General features: G+C 73.1%; 13 protein-coding genes and 1 tRNA gene. 3 read left to right on the top strand and 11 right to left on the bottom strand.

The genetic code is table 11. The annotated features are described in order from the left end of the window. Positions 1-128 precede the first annotated feature (128 nt). The 11 genes from ACRYM6_RS20855 to dnaA all read right to left on the bottom strand — a co-directional run bounded on the left by ACRYM6_RS20855 (position 129) and on the right by dnaA (position 13987). Positions 129-713 carry an arsenate reductase/protein-tyrosine-phosphatase family protein gene (locus ACRYM6_RS20855; RefSeq protein ID WP_432544806.1) on the bottom strand — a complete coding sequence of 195 codons (585 nt, stop codon included), beginning with the start codon at positions 711-713 and terminating at the stop codon, positions 129-131. Then, positions 710-1723, bottom strand: a complete 1014-nt coding sequence (locus ACRYM6_RS20850; protein WP_432544805.1) for an AAA family ATPase — start codon at positions 1721-1723, stop codon at positions 710-712. Before ACRYM6_RS20850 ends, ACRYM6_RS20855 begins: the two co-directional genes overlap by 4 nt. A gap of 115 nt (positions 1724-1838) precedes the next feature. After that, positions 1839-1912, bottom strand: a tRNA-Ile gene (locus ACRYM6_RS20845). A 58-nt stretch (positions 1913-1970) separates the two neighbouring features. Further along, entirely contained in the window at positions 1971-2489 is a 519-nt protein-coding gene (locus ACRYM6_RS20840; protein ID WP_432544804.1) for a DUF3566 domain-containing protein, read from the bottom strand. Then, entirely contained in the window at positions 2486-5215 is a 2730-nt protein-coding gene (gyrA, locus tag ACRYM6_RS20835) for a DNA gyrase subunit A (RefSeq protein WP_432544803.1), read from the bottom strand. Before gyrA ends, ACRYM6_RS20840 begins: the two co-directional genes overlap by 4 nt. Positions 5216-5267: 52 nt before the next feature. Beyond that, on the bottom strand, positions 5268-7340 hold the full coding sequence (gene gyrB, locus ACRYM6_RS20830; protein ID WP_432544802.1) for a DNA topoisomerase (ATP-hydrolyzing) subunit B: 2073 nt from the start codon (positions 7338-7340) through the stop codon (positions 5268-5270). Positions 7341-7572: 232 nt separating this feature from the next. After that, positions 7573-8181, bottom strand: coding sequence for a DciA family protein (locus ACRYM6_RS20825; protein WP_432544801.1), 609 nt, complete (start codon positions 8179-8181; stop codon positions 7573-7575). After that, positions 8174-9358 (bottom strand): DNA replication/repair protein RecF, encoded by a 1185-nt coding sequence (gene recF, locus ACRYM6_RS20820; RefSeq protein WP_432544800.1) that lies wholly within the window; start codon positions 9356-9358, stop codon positions 8174-8176. Before recF ends, ACRYM6_RS20825 begins: the two co-directional genes overlap by 8 nt. A gap of 8 nt (positions 9359-9366) precedes the next feature. Continuing rightward, the gene (gene gnd, locus ACRYM6_RS20815) at positions 9367-10281 is read right to left on the bottom strand and encodes a phosphogluconate dehydrogenase (NAD(+)-dependent, decarboxylating) (protein WP_432544799.1); all 915 of its coding nucleotides are present in this window, start codon (positions 10279-10281) and stop codon (positions 9367-9369) included. A gap of 58 nt (positions 10282-10339) precedes the next feature. Beyond that, positions 10340-11467, bottom strand: a complete 1128-nt coding sequence (gene dnaN / locus ACRYM6_RS20810) for a DNA polymerase III subunit beta (RefSeq protein WP_432544798.1) — start codon at positions 11465-11467, stop codon at positions 10340-10342. A gap of 954 nt (positions 11468-12421) precedes the next feature. Beyond that, the gene (gene dnaA / locus ACRYM6_RS20805; RefSeq protein ID WP_432544797.1) at positions 12422-13987 is read right to left on the bottom strand and encodes a chromosomal replication initiator protein DnaA; all 1566 of its coding nucleotides are present in this window, start codon (positions 13985-13987) and stop codon (positions 12422-12424) included. A 502-nt stretch (positions 13988-14489) separates the two neighbouring features. On the opposite strand from dnaA, the gene rpmH reads away from it, so the two are divergent. From rpmH to yidD, 3 genes are read left to right on the top strand one after another with little or no spacing between them, the layout of a single operon-like run. Continuing rightward, entirely contained in the window at positions 14490-14627 is a 138-nt protein-coding gene (rpmH, locus tag ACRYM6_RS20800) for a 50S ribosomal protein L34 (protein WP_367639670.1), read from the top strand. A gap of 19 nt (positions 14628-14646) precedes the next feature. After that, positions 14647-14997 carry a ribonuclease P protein component gene (rnpA, locus tag ACRYM6_RS20795; protein WP_432544796.1) on the top strand — a complete coding sequence of 117 codons (351 nt, stop codon included), beginning with the start codon at positions 14647-14649 and terminating at the stop codon, positions 14995-14997. Beyond that, complete coding sequence (yidD, locus tag ACRYM6_RS20790; protein WP_432544795.1) at positions 14990-15301, top strand: membrane protein insertion efficiency factor YidD; 312 nt, start codon at positions 14990-14992, stop codon at positions 15299-15301. The genes rnpA and yidD overlap by 8 nt, the downstream gene beginning before the upstream one ends. Positions 15302-15304: the final 3 nt, after the last annotated feature.

The following is a 15304-nucleotide window of genomic DNA, read 5'->3' as shown; positions in this document are numbered from 1 at the left end:
CGGTGGGGCACGAAGACCTCCGAGTGGTGGTGCGGTTCCTCGACAGCTCCACACCTCACTCGGAGGTCTTCCTCACGTCACGGACCTGACGGTCCTCGGCGTGTCACCAACGTCCGTGCTCAGTACAGCTAGAGCACCGCGACGACGGCGGCGAGCGCCTCGTCGAGCCGCCGCGCGGCCTTCACCTGGACGTCCAGCCGGGCGCCGTGGACGTCGTCGACGTCGTCGGAGGCGGGGTCGCGCGGCGCGGTCGGCCCCCGCCAGGCGGGGGCGGCCGCGACGAGCGCCTTCAGGCCCGCCGCGGGCGTCCCCCCGGCGGGCAGCCGCCCCTCCCGGCCGAGGTGGCGGCAGATGCGGGCCAGCTCGACCACCGTGAAGACGCGGCGCTGAGCCGGCGGGACGAGCGTGATGACCTGCCCGCGCTGGTCGCGGGTCATCGTGAGCACCAGGTCGGCGGTGGCCAGCAGCTGCGCGTCGAGGGCGCGCGCGGCCCCGGGGGCGGGGGCGGGCCGCTGCAGGGTGGTCAGGACGGTGGCGACCTCGGGGTCGGTGGGCCGCCCGGGTTGCGCGTCCGTGCCGGCGGAGGTGACGCGGATCGTGGCGGCCCGGTCGCCGAACCGCTCCAGCAGGTGGTGCCGCAGCAGGGCCGCCGCCATCGGTGAGCGGCTGACGTTGGCCGTGCAGACGACGAGCACCTCGAAGCGGGTCCTCACGGGGCCATCTTGAGCATCTGCCGCCGTTCGCGCAGCGCGGCCAGCAGGGCGGCGGTCTCGACCTGGTCGGTGCCGTCGAGGACGCACTGCTTGGCGGCGAGGGTCGCCGCGGCGGACACCTGCTCGTGGCTGAGCCCGCTGGCGGTGGAGACGACCCGCGGCCACTCGACGGCGGACAGGTCGAACCCGCGCAGCCGCCGCAGGACGACCTCGTGGACGACGCCGGCACTGGGCAGGGGGTAGTCGATGACGGTGTCGAAGCGGCGCAGCACGGGCCGCTCGACGAGCTGGGCCCGGTTGGTGGTGACGACGAGGAGGCTGTTGGAGGTGTCGGCCTCCAGGTGGCCGGTGAAGGCGCGCAGGACGTCGCGCAGCCGGGGGCGGCTGCGCTCGCCGCCGTCGGGGTCGATGAGGGTGTCGACGTCCTCGAAGACGCAGACGCCGCGGCTCTGGGCGAGGAGGTCGAAGACGAGGGAGAGCTTGGCGACGGCGTCCTCGGCGGTGAGGTCGGCGAAGACGTCGAGGCGGACGCTGAAGACCGGCAGCGCGAGCTCGGCGGCCAGGACCTCCACGGTGGTGGACTTCCCGGTGCCGGGCTGCCCGGTGAGCAGCAGCTTGCGCAGCGGGTCGAACCCGCGGGCGCGCAGGGTGTCGGCGTGCCGCTGCTCGGTGAGGACGCGGTGCAGGCGGGTCATGACGTCGCTGCCGAGCGCGAGGTCGGCCAGGGTCGCGCGCGGCAGGGAGACGCTCAGGACCCGGCCCAGCTCACCGCGCGGCTGCACCACGGACGTGGGGGGCGGGGGCGGGGCGGGGGCCTGCGGCCGGGTGGCGGCGCGCCGGACGCCCAGCAGCTTGCGCAGCTCCTCGACCTCGCGGGACCGGTCGCCCAGGCGGCCGGCGGCCTCGACGAGCTCGGCGAGGGCTGCGCGGAACGTCGCGTCGTCGCCGGCGTGGTGGCTCTCGACGAGGGCCCGGACGTGCGCAGCGGTCGCGAGCAGCCGTCCCTCCACCAGTGGATCTTACCGTGGGTGACTCGATGGTCACCGCTTTCGGTGGGATCGCCCGGCCCGCCGGGCCCCGGAAATGCACCGAGCCCCCGGAGAGGTCGTCTCCGGGGGCTCGCGGTGGGCCTAGGAGGACTTGAACCTCCGACCTCATCCTTATCAGGGATGCGCTCTAACCAACTGAGCTATAGGCCCGCTTCGCTGCACGCAGCGAGACAACCTTACCCGACCGGAGGGGGTGCTCCGTACCGGCTCAGTCGTCCGACAGCGTGACGTGCAGCCCGCCGACCAGCGCGGAGGAGACGTTGTAGAGGAACGCCACCACCGTCGACAGGGCCGTCAGCAGCACCACGTCCACCACCGCGATCACGGTCGCCAGGGACAGGACCTTGCCGAACCCGACGTAGTCGAGCAGGTCGAAGTCCACCTCGTTGCCCACGACGTCCTTGAGCAGGCCGTTGAGGTCGGTGAAGACGCCCATGCCGTCCAGGACGCTCCAGATGACCGCCGTCGCCACCACGAGGGCGATGCCGACGGCCACCGAGAGCAGGAACGACAGCTTCGTGACGGACCACGGGTCGACCCGGGCCAGGGTCAGCCGCACCCGGCGGGGCACGGAGTCCACCCCGTTGCGGGGGCGGGCCGCCTGCCCGGCGGTGGTCGCGGCACGCACCGCGTCACCCGCGGGCCGGCCGGCCTGGCCGGTCGACGGGGTCGCTGCTCGGGCCGCGGCCTCGGCCGACGACGTCGTCGCGCGTTCGGCGGGTGTCACTCGTCACCTCCGGGATCGGGCTCGCCCGTCGGAGCCCCGGACGACGGTACGCCATCGGCGCCGTCCGCCACAGGGTCACCACCCGGGTTCTGCACAGGGACTCCACCGATGGGCGCCTCGTCCGCACCCTCCGCGGCGGCCAGGTCGGCGCCGCCCCCGGCGACGTCGGCGACCTGGTCCTCGACCCCGTCGGTCGTGGCCTCGGAGACCTCCTCGGCCTCCACCTCCTCGTCGATGACCCGCTCGGCGTTGCGGGCGACGGCCAGGATCCGGTCGCCCCTCTCCGGCTTCGCGAATGTGACGCCCATGGTGTCGCGGCCCTTGGCCGGCACCTCGTCGACCCGCGAGCGCACGACCCGGCCGGCCTGCATGACCACCAGGACCTCGTCGTCGTCGGCCACCGTCAGGGCGCCGACGAGGTCGCCGCGCTCGTCGCTCAGCTTCGCGACCTTGATGCCCAGACCCCCGCGGCCCTGCTTGCGGTACTCCCCGATCCGGGTGCGCTTGGCGTACCCGAGCTCGGTGACGACGAAGACGGACAGGTCGTCGCGGGCCACGGCCATCGCGAGCAGCTCGTCGTCCCCGCGGAACTTCATGCCGGTCACGCCCGAGGTGGCCCGGCCCATGGGGCGCAGGTTCTCGTCGGTCGCCTCGAACCGGACGCTCATGCCCTTGCGGGAGACGAGGAACAGGTCCTCGTCCTCGCTGACCAGGGTCGCCCCGAACAGCTCGTCGTCGACCTCCTCGCCGCCGTCCTCGGCCACGTGGCTGCGGAGGTTGATCGCGATGAGCCCGCCGGAGCGGTTGGAGTCGTACTCCGACAGCCGCGTCTTCTTCACGATGCCGCGCCGGGTCGCCAGCACCAGGTACGGGGCCTGCTCGTAGTCCTCGATGTCGAGGACGGCGACGATCCGCTCCCCCGGCTGGAAGGCCAGCAGGTTGGCGACGTGCTGGCCGCGGCCGTCCCGGCCCCCCTCGGGCAGCTCGTACCCCTTGGCCCGGTACACCCGGCCGAGGTTGGTGAAGAACAGCAGCCAGTGGTGGGTCGTCGTGGTGAAGAAGTGCTCCACGACGTCGTCCTCGCGCAGCGAGGCCCCCCGCACCCCGCGACCCCCGCGGCGCTGGGCGCGGTAGAGGTCGGTGCGGGTGCGCTTGGCGTACCCGCCGCGGGTGACGGTGACGACGACGTCCTCGACGGGGATGAGGTCCTCGACGGTCATGTCGCCCTCGAAGGGCAGGACCTGCGTCTTGCGCTCGTCGCCGTATCGCTCGACGAGCTCGGCCAGCTCCTCGCCGACGATCTCCCGCTGCCGCTCGGGGCGGGCGAGGATGTCGTTGTAGTCGGTGATGAGCCGCATCAGCTCGTCGTACTCGTCGGTGATGCGCTGGCGCTCCAGGGCCGCCAGGCGGCGCAGCTGCATCTCGAGGATCGCGCGGGCCTGGACCTCGTCGATGTCGAGCAGACCCATGAGGCCGTCGCGGGCGGCCTCGACCGTGGCGCTGGCCCGGATGAGCGCGATGACCTCGTCCATCGCGTCGAGGGCCTTGAGCAGCGCGCGCAGGATGTGCGCGCGCTCCTCGGCCTTGCGCAGCCGGAAGCGGGTGCGGCGGACGATGACGTCCAGCTGGTGGCTGATCCAGTGCTTGAGGAACGCGTGGATCGGCAGCGTGCGCGGCACCCCGTCGACCAGCGCGAGCATGTTCGCGCCGAAGTTCGTCTGCAGCTGGGTGTGCTTGTAGAGGTTGTTCAGCACGACCTTCGCGACGGCGTCGCGGCGCAGGATGATGACCAGCCGCTGACCGGTCTTGCCCGAGGTGTGGTCCTGGACGTCGGCGATGCCGGTGAGCCGGCCGTCGCGCACGAGGGCCGCGATGTTCTCCGCGAGGTTGTCCGGGTTCACCTGGTACGGCAGCTCGCTGACGACGAGGCAGGTCCGGCCCTGGATCTCCTCGACCGTCACGACGGCGCGCATCGTGATGGAGCCGCGGCCGGTGCGGTAGGCGTCGACGATCCCGCGCTGGCCGAGGATGAGCGCCCCGGTCGGGAAGTCCGGGCCCTTGACGCGCTGCATGACCGCCGCGAGCTGCTCGTCGTCGGAGGCGTCGGGGTTGTCCAGCAACCACTTCGCGCCCTCGGCGACCTCGCGCAGGTTGTGCGGCGGGATGTTCGTCGCCATGCCGACGGCGATGCCGGCCGACCCGTTGACGAGCAGGTTCGGGAACCGGCTCGGCAGGACGTCGGGCTCGGTGGTGTGCCCGTCGTAGTTCGGGGAGAAGTCGACGGTCTCCTCGTCGATGTCCCGGACCATCTCCATGGCCAGCGGGGCCATCCGGCACTCGGTGTACCGGGGGGCCGCGGCCGGGTCGTTGCCGGGCGAGCCGAAGTTCCCCTGCCCGTCGACGAGCGGGTAACGCAGCGACCAGTCCTGCGCGAGGCGGACCAGGGCGTCGTAGATCGAGGAGTCGCCGTGCGGGTGGTAGTGACCCATGACGTCCCCGACGACGCGGGCGCACTTGGAGTACCCGCGGTCGGGGCGGTACCCGCCGTCGTACATCGCGTACAGCACCCGGCGGTGGACGGGCTTGAGCCCGTCCCGCACGTCGGGCAGCGCCCGCGAGACGATGACGCTCATCGCGTAGTCGAGGTACGACCGCTGCATCTCTGCCTGCAGGTCGACCTGCTCGACGCGGTCGCCGGTGGGGGGTTCGGTGGTGCTCTCGCTCACGGGTGTTGCCTCTCAGGTCGCGACGTCCGGTGCTGTTTCACGTGGAACCGGCTCAGACGTCGAGGAACCTCACGTCACGGGCGTTGCGCTGGATGAAGCTGCGGCGGGACTCCACGTCCTCGCCCATCAGGACCGAGAACACCGCGTCGGCCGCGGCCGCGTCCTCGAGCGTGACCTGCAGCAGCGTGCGGTGGGTCCGGTCCATCGTCGTCTCGGACAGCTCGTCCCAGTTCATCTCGCCCAGACCCTTGTACCGCTGGGTCCGGCCCTCCTTGGGCAGCTTCTTGCCCGCGGCCAGCCCGGCCTCGATGAGCGCGTCGCGCTCCCGGTCGGAGTAGGCGAACTCGTGGTGCTCCGTGCCGCCCAGCCACTTGATCCGGTACAGCGGCGGCTGCGCCAGGTAGACGTGGCCGTTCTCGACGAGCGGGCTCATGTAGCGGAACAGCAGCGTCAGCAGCAGCGTCCGGATGTGCTGACCGTCCACGTCGGCGTCGGCCATGATGATGATCTTGTGGTATCGGAGCTTGTCGAGGTTGAAGTCCTCGCCGATGCCGGTGCCGAAGGCCGTGATGAGGGCCTGGACCTCCTGGTTGCCCAGGGCGCGGTCCAGCCGGGCCTTCTCGACGTTCAGGATCTTCCCGCGGATCGGCAGGATCGCCTGGGTCCGCGGGTCGCGCCCGCGGGTCGCCGAACCGCCGGCGGAGTCCCCCTCGACGATGAAGACCTCGCACTCGGCCGGGTTGTTGGACTGGCAGTCCTTCAGCTTGCCCGGCAGCGAGTTGCGCTCCAGCAGCGACTTGCGGCTCGCCTCCCGCGCCTTGCGCGCGGCCTGCCGCGCCACCGACGCCGAGTGCGCCTTGCGCGCGATCGTCGCCGCCTCCTTCGGGTTCGCCGCGAACCAGTGCCCGAGGTGCTCGCGGACCTGGGCGTTGACGAAGGTGCGCGCGGAGGTGTTGCCCAGCTTCGTCTTCGTCTGGCCCTCGAACTGCGGCTCGGACAGCTTCACCGAGATGATCGCGGTCAGGCCCTCGCGGATGTCCGACCCCTCCAGGGTCTCGTTCTCCTTGAGCAGCTTCAGCGACCGCGCGTAGTCCACGACCAGACCGGTCAGCGCCGTGCGGAACCCCGTCTCGTGGGTCCCGCCCTCGGAGGTGTTGATGTTGTTGGCGTAGGTGAAGACGGCCTCGGAGTACGCGGTCGTCCACTGCATCGCGATCTCCACCGCGATGCCCTTCTCCTTGTCCTCGGCCTCCAGGGAGATGACCGTCTCGTGCAGCGCCTCGTTCTTCTTCTGCGCGTTGATGTGCTTGACGTAGTCGATGAGCCCCTCGTCGTAGCGGTAGCTCACCGCCCGCTGCGGCTTGTCGTCCGTCGAGGCCTCGGCGGTCTCGTCCTCGGGGTGCACCCGCTCGTCGGTCAGCGACAGCGTCAGGCCCTTGTTGAGGAAGGCCCGCTGCTGGAAGCTCGTGCGCAGCGTCTCGTACGAGTAGTCGGTCGTCTCGAAGATCTCGCCGTTGGCCCAGAACGTGATCGTCGTGCCGGTCTCGTCGGTCTCCTCGCCCTTCTCCAGCGGGGCCAGCGGCACCCCGTCGGCGTAGGACTGCCGCCACGCGTGACCCTGGCGCCGGACCTCCACGTCCAGGCGGGTCGACAGCGCGTTCACGACGGAGCTGCCGACCCCGTGCAGGCCGCCGGAGACCGCGTACCCGCCGCCACCGAACTTCCCGCCCGCGTGCAGCACCGTCAGGACGACCTCGACCGCCGGGCGCCCCTCACCGGGCATGACGTCGACGGGGATGCCGCGGCCGTTGTCGACGCAGCGGACACCGCCGTCGGCGAGCAGCGTCACGTCGATGGTGTCGCAGTACCCCGCGAGCGCCTCGTCGACGGAGTTGTCGACGATCTCGGACACGAGGTGGTGCAGCCCGCGCTCACCGGTGGAGCCGATGTACATGCCGGGACGCTTGCGGACCGCCTCGAGGCCCTCGAGGACCGTGATCGCGTCGGCGCCGTACTCGGGGTTCGGCGCGCCGTCGGGGGTCACCGCGTCGGCCAACGAGGGGGCGTCCTCGGGGTTCGCCGGGGTGGCGCCGTCCTCGGGACCGTGCGTCTCTTCGTCAGGCACGAGCGGGTGTGCTCCCTCCGCGTCGAGGCGGCCGCGCGGGTGGCGTCGGGGCGGGAGGGCCCGGACGCTGGTGTTCCTCGTGACGAGGCCCGTGTCGACCGCCAGATTCGCTCCCAGTCTACCCCGTCCCGGGCCCCGGCTCGCGCTGCGCGCGCCCAGCGCGCCCCCTGAGCCGTCCGACCCCCCTCGACGTGGGGGACCACGCACCCGGGGGGTCAGGCGTGCGAGCCGGTCACCCGTAGGTGTCGCGCGGGCCCCGGCCCCCGGGGGCCGACCGCCCGCCCTTGCGCCACGACGGCGGCCGGGGACCGCGGACCACGACCTTGGTGACGACCCCGTGCCCGAGCTCCTCGTCCAGCCGGCGCACCAGGTGGCTCGTCAGCAGCCGGACCTGCGTCGCCCACGCCGTCGACTCCGCGCGGACGACGAGGGTGCCGTCCTTCAGCGACTCGGGCGTGCAGTGCCCGGCCAGCTCCGGGCCGACCACCACGTCCCAGCGGCCGAACGCGCCGCCCACGGCGACGGGCTGCTCCCAGCCGCGCTCCCCGACCAGCCGGCCCAGGGTGGCGTCCAGGGTCTGCGGGTCGCGGGCGTCCGGCCAGGCCCCCGACCGCGCCGAGGCCCCGCGCCGACGGGCGTCCTCGCGCCGCCGCTCGTCCCCGGGCCGTGCCCCGCCCAGCGGCGCCCGACCGGGGCGCAGCCCCTTGGCGGCCGCGGCCGCGCGCGCCCGGCCCAGGGCGGTGCGCGCCAGGTCCGCGCCGGTCCCGTCCGCGGCGCCGTCCTCGTCCCCCGGGGGCTCGACCGCCCCGTCGGGCCCCTCGGCGCCGGGCGGCTCAGTCACCGCCGTCCTCCCGGACCGCCGCCCCGGTGCTGACGAAGACCCGGTCGGCCCGCTCACCGCGCAGGACCGCGGGCACGTCCTCGGGGACGGCCGCCGTCACCAGGACCTGCTCGGCGTCGGCCACCACCTCCGCCAGCCGCTCGCGCCGGCCCGCGTCCAGCTCCGCGAACACGTCGTCGAGGATCAGGACCGGCCCGCCCGGGTCGTCCATCACGTCGTCCTCGAGCAGCAGCCGGTAGCTCGCCAGCCGCAGCCCGAGCGCCACCGACCAGCTCTCGCCGTGGCTCGCGTACCCCTTGGCGGGCATTCCGCCCAGCGTCAGCACCAGGTCGTCGCGGTGCGGGCCCACCAGGCAGACCCCGCGGTCCAGCTCCGCCTTGCGCTGGTCGGCCATCGCCACGAGCAGCGCGACCCGCAGCTCCTCCCGGCTCGGCGCGGCGCCGCCGGGCGTCGTGGCGACCCCCTCGGCGAGCAGCGGCAACGACGAGCGGTACCCGAGCTCCAGCTCCCCCTGCCCCCGGCTCACCGAGCGGTAGGCGTCACCGGCCGGCTCCCGCAGGTCCGACAGCAGCGCCAGGCGGGCCGAGAGGAGGTCGGCGCCCGTGGCCGCGAGCTGCTCGTCCCACACGTCCAGGGCGTGCGGGTCGGCCCGCCCCGACCGCATCGCCGGACCGGCCGACTTCAGCAGCGCCCCGCGCTGGCGCAGCACCCGGTCGTAGTCGGCGCGGACCCCGGCCACCCGCGGCCAGCGCGTGACCAGCAGCTCGTCGAGGTAGCGCCGACGCTCCGTCGGGTCGCCCTTGACCAGGGCGAGGTCCTCCGGGGCGAACAGGACGGTCCGCAGGACCCCCAGCACGTCCCGGGTCCGGCGCACCGGGTTCTGGTTCAGCCGGGCCCGGTTCGCCTTCCCCGGGGTGATCTCCAGCTCCACGAGCGCCCGGCGGCCGCCGCGCACCAGCCCGGCCCGCACGACGGCCCGCGCCGCGCCCTGCCGCACGAGCGGGGCGTCACCGGAGACCCGGTGACTGCCCAGCGTCGCGACGTACCCGATGGCCTCGACGAGGTTCGTCTTGCCCTGCCCGTTGAGCCCGACGAAGGTCGTCGTCCCCGGGCGCAGGTCGAGCTCCAGGCTCGGGTAGGAGCGGTAGTCGACCAGCGACAGGTGCGCGACGTGCACGCGGGGGCTCAGCCGTTCGTGGAGCCCGTGCCCGACGTGGGCCCGGCCTGCGCGACGGCGTGGCCGCCGAACTGGTTGCGCAGCGCGGCGACGGCCTTGATCGAGGGCGAGTCCTCCTGGCGGGAGGAGAAGCGCGCGAACAGGGCCGCGGCGAGCACCGGCATGGGGACGGCGTTCTCGATGGCCTGCTCGAGGGTCCACCGGCCCTCGCCGGAGTCCTGCGCGTAGCCCCGGATGTTGTCCAGCTTGGGGTCCTCCTCCAGGGCGCGGACCATGAGGTCCAGCAGCCAGGAGCGGACGACCGTGCCCCGGGTCCAGGCCTTGAAGACGGCGGGGACGTCGTGGATGATCCCCTTCGCCTCGAGCAGCTCGTAGCCCTCGGCGTAGGCGTGCATCAGGCCGTACTCGATGCCGTTGTGGACCATCTTCGAGTAGTGGCCCGCCCCGACGCCGCCGGCGTGGACGAAGCCCTCCTCGCGGGGCCCCTCCGGGCGCAGCGCGTCGAAGATCGGCATCGCGAGCTCGACGTGGCCCTTGGACCCGCCGACCATCAGGCCGTAGCCGTTGTCCTTGCCCCACACGCCGCCGGAGACACCGCAGTCCAGGTAGCCGGTGCCGCGCTCGGCGAGGAGCTTGGCGTTGACCTCGTCGTCGGTCCACTTGGAGTTGCCGCCGTCGATGACCAGGTCGCCGTCCTTCAGCAGCGGCGCCAGGTTCGCCACGGTGTCCCGGGTGATCTTGCCCGAGGGCACCATCACCCAGACGACCCGCGGCGACGGCAGGGCGTCCACCAGGGCGGCGAGGCTCGAGACGTCCGTGACGTCCGGGTTGGGGTCGTACCCCGTGACCTCGATGCCCTTGTCGCGGAGGCGGGAACGCATGTTCCCGCCCATCTTGCCGAGACCGACGAGACCGATGTGCATGGTCAGAGGCTTCCCTTCTCGCGCCCGACCACCCGGCCGGGCAGGTGTTCTCGCCGGCTCAGCCGGCGAGGCGGACCGGCATCAGGAGGTACCGGTAGCTGGAGTCGTCGTCCCCGTCGAGGTCCTGCTGCCCGGTGAGGACGGCCGGACGGGTCGCCTGGGTGAACGAGAGCCGGGCGAACGGCGCACCGAGCGCACCGAGGCCGTCCAGCAGGAACTGCGGGTTGAAGGCGATGGCGATCGACTCGCCGACGAGGGTGGCCTCCAGGGCCTCCGTCGCCTGCGCGTCCTCGCCCTGGCCCGCTTCCAAGGAGAGCACGCCGTCCTCGAACCGCAACCGCACGGGCGTGTTGCGCTCGGCGACGAGGGCGACGCGCTTGACGGCCTCGGTGAGCGCCGCGGTCGAGACGACGGCGTGCGTGGGCGACTCGGCCGGGAACAGCGCCCGGACCTTAGGGTACTCCCCGTCCACGAGCAGCGAGGTCGAGTAGCGGCCCTCGGCCTGGAACCCGATGAGGTCGCTCTTGCCGTCGGCCAGCGCCAGCGTCAGGGCGCTGGAGGAGCCGAGCGAGCGGGCGACGTCGGACAGGGTGCGGGCCCGCACCAGCGCGACCGCGGACAGGTCCGGGGTGCTGGGGCGCCACCGCAGCTCGCGGACGGCGAGCCGGTACCGGTCGGTGGCCAGCAGGGTGAGCCGGTCGCCCTCGATCTCCATCCGGACGCCGGTGAGGATCGGCAGGGTCTCGTCGCGGCTGGCCGCGATCGTGACCTGGGCGACGGCCTCGGTGAACTCGCCGCCGGCGACCTCGCCCGAGGCGTCGGGCAGCTGCGGCAGCGCGGGGTACTCCTCGACCGTCATGGTCAGGAGGGTGAATCGGCTCGCCCCGCACGTGACGACGACCTTGGAGCCCTCGGTGGTGAGGGTGACGGGGCGGTTCGGCAGGCTGCGGGAGATGTCCGCGAGCAGCCGCCCGGACACCAGGACCTTGCCGGCCGTGCGCACGTCCGCCGTCAGCTCGACCCGGGCCGAGACCTCGTAGTCGAACGTCGACAGCTTGAGCGTGCCCTCCTCGGTGGCCTCCAGGAGGACACCGGCCAGCACCGGGACGGGGGGCCTCGAGGGCAGAGCCCGGGCCGCCCACGCGACGGCGTCGGCCAGCACGTCGCGCTCGACCTGCAACTCCACCAGGCACCGCCTTCCAGTCGTCCTGCGTTCGGTCGGCCCCGGTCCACGGACGTGGTCACGGGGGGCGGCTTCCGACAGTAGTGGAGAGCGGGGCACGCCGTGCAGCCGCCTCCACAGCCCCTCCCCCGCCCACGGCTCCGGACCTCGCTCCACCGGTCACTCTCCGTGGTGGCGGTGGGGACCGCCCTGCACGGCTTGTTCGAACAGCGCTCCCGACCCGGGTCGGGCCCGCCTCCAGGGCGTCCTTCCCCACAACCGGTCCACACTGGACGTGGGCTGACGAGCTTCACCATGGAGGGATCAGTCGTCGTAGTAACCCTTGTGGACGCTGTGGACGACCGGGCGTTCGCGCAGGTCAGAGGCCGTTCGAGGCCTGTGGGGACGTGTGGACGGCCTGAGGACCCGCCGACCGCGTCGTCCACAGGCGCAGCGTCGGGCGCGCCGGTGTCCACCGCCGTCCCCAGGCCGTCCCCCGCTCGTCCACCGCTGGTCCACGGGGTTGTCCACCGTCGGCGGCCCCGTCGTCCACATGCCTGTCCCCAGCGTGTGGACAACTGTGGACAGCCGATCGGGACGCTCGTCGGGCCCGGCAAGCGCGACGACGGGCCACCGGACGGGGGGACGACAGGGACGCGGCGGGACCGGGTGAGCGGACGGCTCAGGGGCCCGCCCGGAGCCCCCGGGGCGGTGCGTGGGCGCCCGGGACCCGGGGTGGGGGGCTGGGGAGCGGCCGGACGGGCCGTCGCCGGCCGCAGCCGCACCTCGCGGCGGCTGCGCCCGGGGTGGTGCGGTCGTCCCGGCGCACGACCGCAGGAACCGCCCACGTCCTCGTGGGTGGCTCCGGTCGACCGGGTGGCGGTGCCCGCCGGCGTCAGCGCGCGCGGACGACCGCGGTGGGGACGGCACGTCCCCGCGGGCCCCGGACCCCCTGCTCGGGGCCCGGAGGGCGCGGGATCAGGCGCCGGCCTGCTTCTTGATGCGGTTCGTGAGCTCGGTCACCTGGTTGTAGGTGCTGCGCCGCTCCGCCATCTGCTGCTTGATCTTGCGCTCGGCGTGCATGACCGTCGTGTGGTCGCGACCGCCGAAGTGCTGGCCGATCTTCGGCAGCGACAGCTCGGTCAGCTCCCGGCACAGGTACATCGCGATCTGCCGCGCCGTCACGAGGGTCCGGGACCGGGAGGTCCCGCAGAGGTCCTCCAGCGTGACGCTGAAGTACGAGGCGGTCTGCCCCATGATGGCCGCCGCCGTGATCTCCGGCGTCTCGTCATTCGGGATGAGGTCGCGCAGGACGATCTCGGCCAGGCTCATGTCGACGGGCTGGCGGTTCAGGCTCGCGAACGCCGTGACGCGGATCAGCGCACCCTCGAGCTCGCGGATGTTGGACGAGATCTTCGAGGCGATGTACTCGTTGACGTCGTCCGGCACCTCCAGGCGCTCCCCGATGGCCTTCTTCCGGAGGATGGCGATGCGGGTCTCGAGGTCCGGGGGCTGGACGTCGGTGATCAGGCCCCACTCGAAGCGGCTCCGCATGCGCTCCTCGAAGCCGGACAGCTGCTTGGGCGGCAGGTCGGAGGTGATGACCACCTGCTTGCTGGCGTTGTGCAGCGTGTTGAAGGTGTGGAAGAACTCCTCCTGCGTCTGGACCTTGTTCGACAGGAACTGGATGTCGTCGATCAGGAGGACGTCGACGTCGCGGTGCCGGCGCTGGAACGCCTGGGCCTTGTCGTCGCGGATGGAGTTGATGAAGTCGTTGGTGAACTCCTCGGAGTTCACGTACCGCACCTGCACCCCGGGGTAGAGGTTCTGGGCGTAGTGGCCGATGGCGTGCAGCAGGTGGGTCTTGCCCAGCCCCGACTCGCCGTAGATGAACAGCGGGTTGTACGCCTTGGCCGGGGCCTCGGCGACGGCCACCGCCGCGGCGTGCGCGAAGCGGTTGCTGGCGCCGATGACGAAGGACTCGAAGATGTACTTCGGGTTCAGCCGCGAGTTCTCGACCTTCGTGGAGCGGTTGCGCGGGGCCTGGCGCCCCGTGCCCGCCCCGCGGTCGACCTTGTAGCCGGTGAAGAGCAGGTCGGGGTCGGAGTCGTCGAGCGGGGAGCCCTCCTCGACGTCGCCGCGGAAGCCCGAGCGCCGGTCGTCCGCGATCGTGGACTCGGAGTCCGGGACGGTGCCGGCGGCCACGCGCTCGCGCTCGACGCTGGGCACCCCGTCGGCGCCGGACCGCTCACCGGTGCGCTCGGGGGTGAGCATCTGCCCGATGGAGGGGTCGACGGTCACCGCCAGCCGGATGGCCGAGCCGTAGGCGTCGGACAGCGCGCGGGTCAGCGGCTCACGGACCTTCTGCTCGATGACGTCCTTGGTGTGCTCGTTGGGCACCGCCAGCAGGGCCGTCCCGTCGAGCAGCCCCAGGGGGCGCGTCAGGCGGACGAACGCACGCTGGTGCGGAGTGATCCCGCCGTCGTCCAGCTGCGCGACCGCGCGCTCCCAGACGCTGGGGAAGTCCCCTCCGTCGGTCTCCACTCGAGCCCTCTCCCGTCGTGCCGGATCCGTTCGACGGGGCTCATCCACACCCCTGTCCACAGCTGTGCATGACGGCGGGGGTGCGACGAACGGCCCGCCGCAGGCACCTCGATGCGGATGCGGGCGTCGGCACGTCGAGCGGGACCGTAACAACGTCGACGCCCACCGTTCAAGTGCCGTCCGCCGTGCCGGTGCTCCGGGGACGCCCCGGCGACCCCGCGGCGCTCCGCCCCGCCGTCGAGGACCTCGGTCCCGGCAGGGCGACCCGCCGGACCTCTGCAGGAACGGTACCTCCCCCCGACCGCCCTGGACGGTCCCGCGCCGGTGCGCTGTGAACGGCGCACCGCCCGCCCGGCGGGCCGCCTCGCGCGCGCTTTGACCAGGGTGCGTCACGGACCGTACTCTGCTGGGGATTGTGCTCCGCATCGCCTGCCGGGTCGCCCTGCGACCCGCGTCGGCAGTCCGGCGGGGCCCGCCCGCCCGAGATCACAGGAGTACCGACGTGAGCAAGCGCACCTTCCAGCCGAACAACCGTCGTCGCGCCAAGGTGCACGGCTTCCGTCTGCGCATGCGCACCCGCGCCGGCCGCGCCATCCTCTCGGCGCGCCGCAGCAAGGGTCGCGCGCAGATCGCCGCCTGACCTCCGTCACCGCGCCCGCGTGCTGACCGCGGAGCACCGCCTTCGCCAGCGGGACGACTTCACCGTCGCCCTGCGGAACGGTCGGCGCGTGGGCACCCGCCGCCTGGTCCTGCACTGGGCGGCCACCGACCGAGCCCACCCCACGAGGGTGGGCTTCGTCGTGTCCAAGGCCGTCGGCAACTCCGTCGTCCGGCACCGCACCCAGCGGCGTCTGCGGCACGTCGCCGCGCAGCGCCTGCCCCTGCTCCCCGCCGCGGGCGGGCTGCTCGTGGTCCGGGCCCTGCCCGCCGCGGCGGACGCCACCTCGGCCGAGCTCGCCGTCGACGTCGACCGCGGTCTGCGCCGGCTGGGGCTGGTCCGCGATGGCTGACCCCGCTGCGCGGGCCCGTCGGGAGCCGACGCCCGCGCGGCCGTGGTGGCACCCCGTGCGGTGGCCGGCGCTGGTGCTGGTGCTGCTCGTGCGCGCCTACCAACTGCTGGTGTCGCCCGTCCTGGGTCCCACCTGCCGCTTCTACCCCTCGTGCTCCGCGTACGCCGTCGAGGCGTTGCGGACGCGGGGCGCCGTCGTCGGGACCTGGCTGACCGTCCGGCGACTCCTCCGCTGCCACCCGTGGAACCCTGGTGGCGTGGACCCCGTTCCGCCGAAGGGCCACTCGCGGGTGAAGGCCCCGTGAGCC

The organism is Kineococcus rugosus (assembly GCF_050871975.1).
Taxonomy (GTDB): Bacteria; Actinomycetota; Actinomycetes; order Actinomycetales; family Kineococcaceae; genus Kineococcus.
This window is presented reverse-complemented; position numbering and strand designations above follow the sequence as displayed.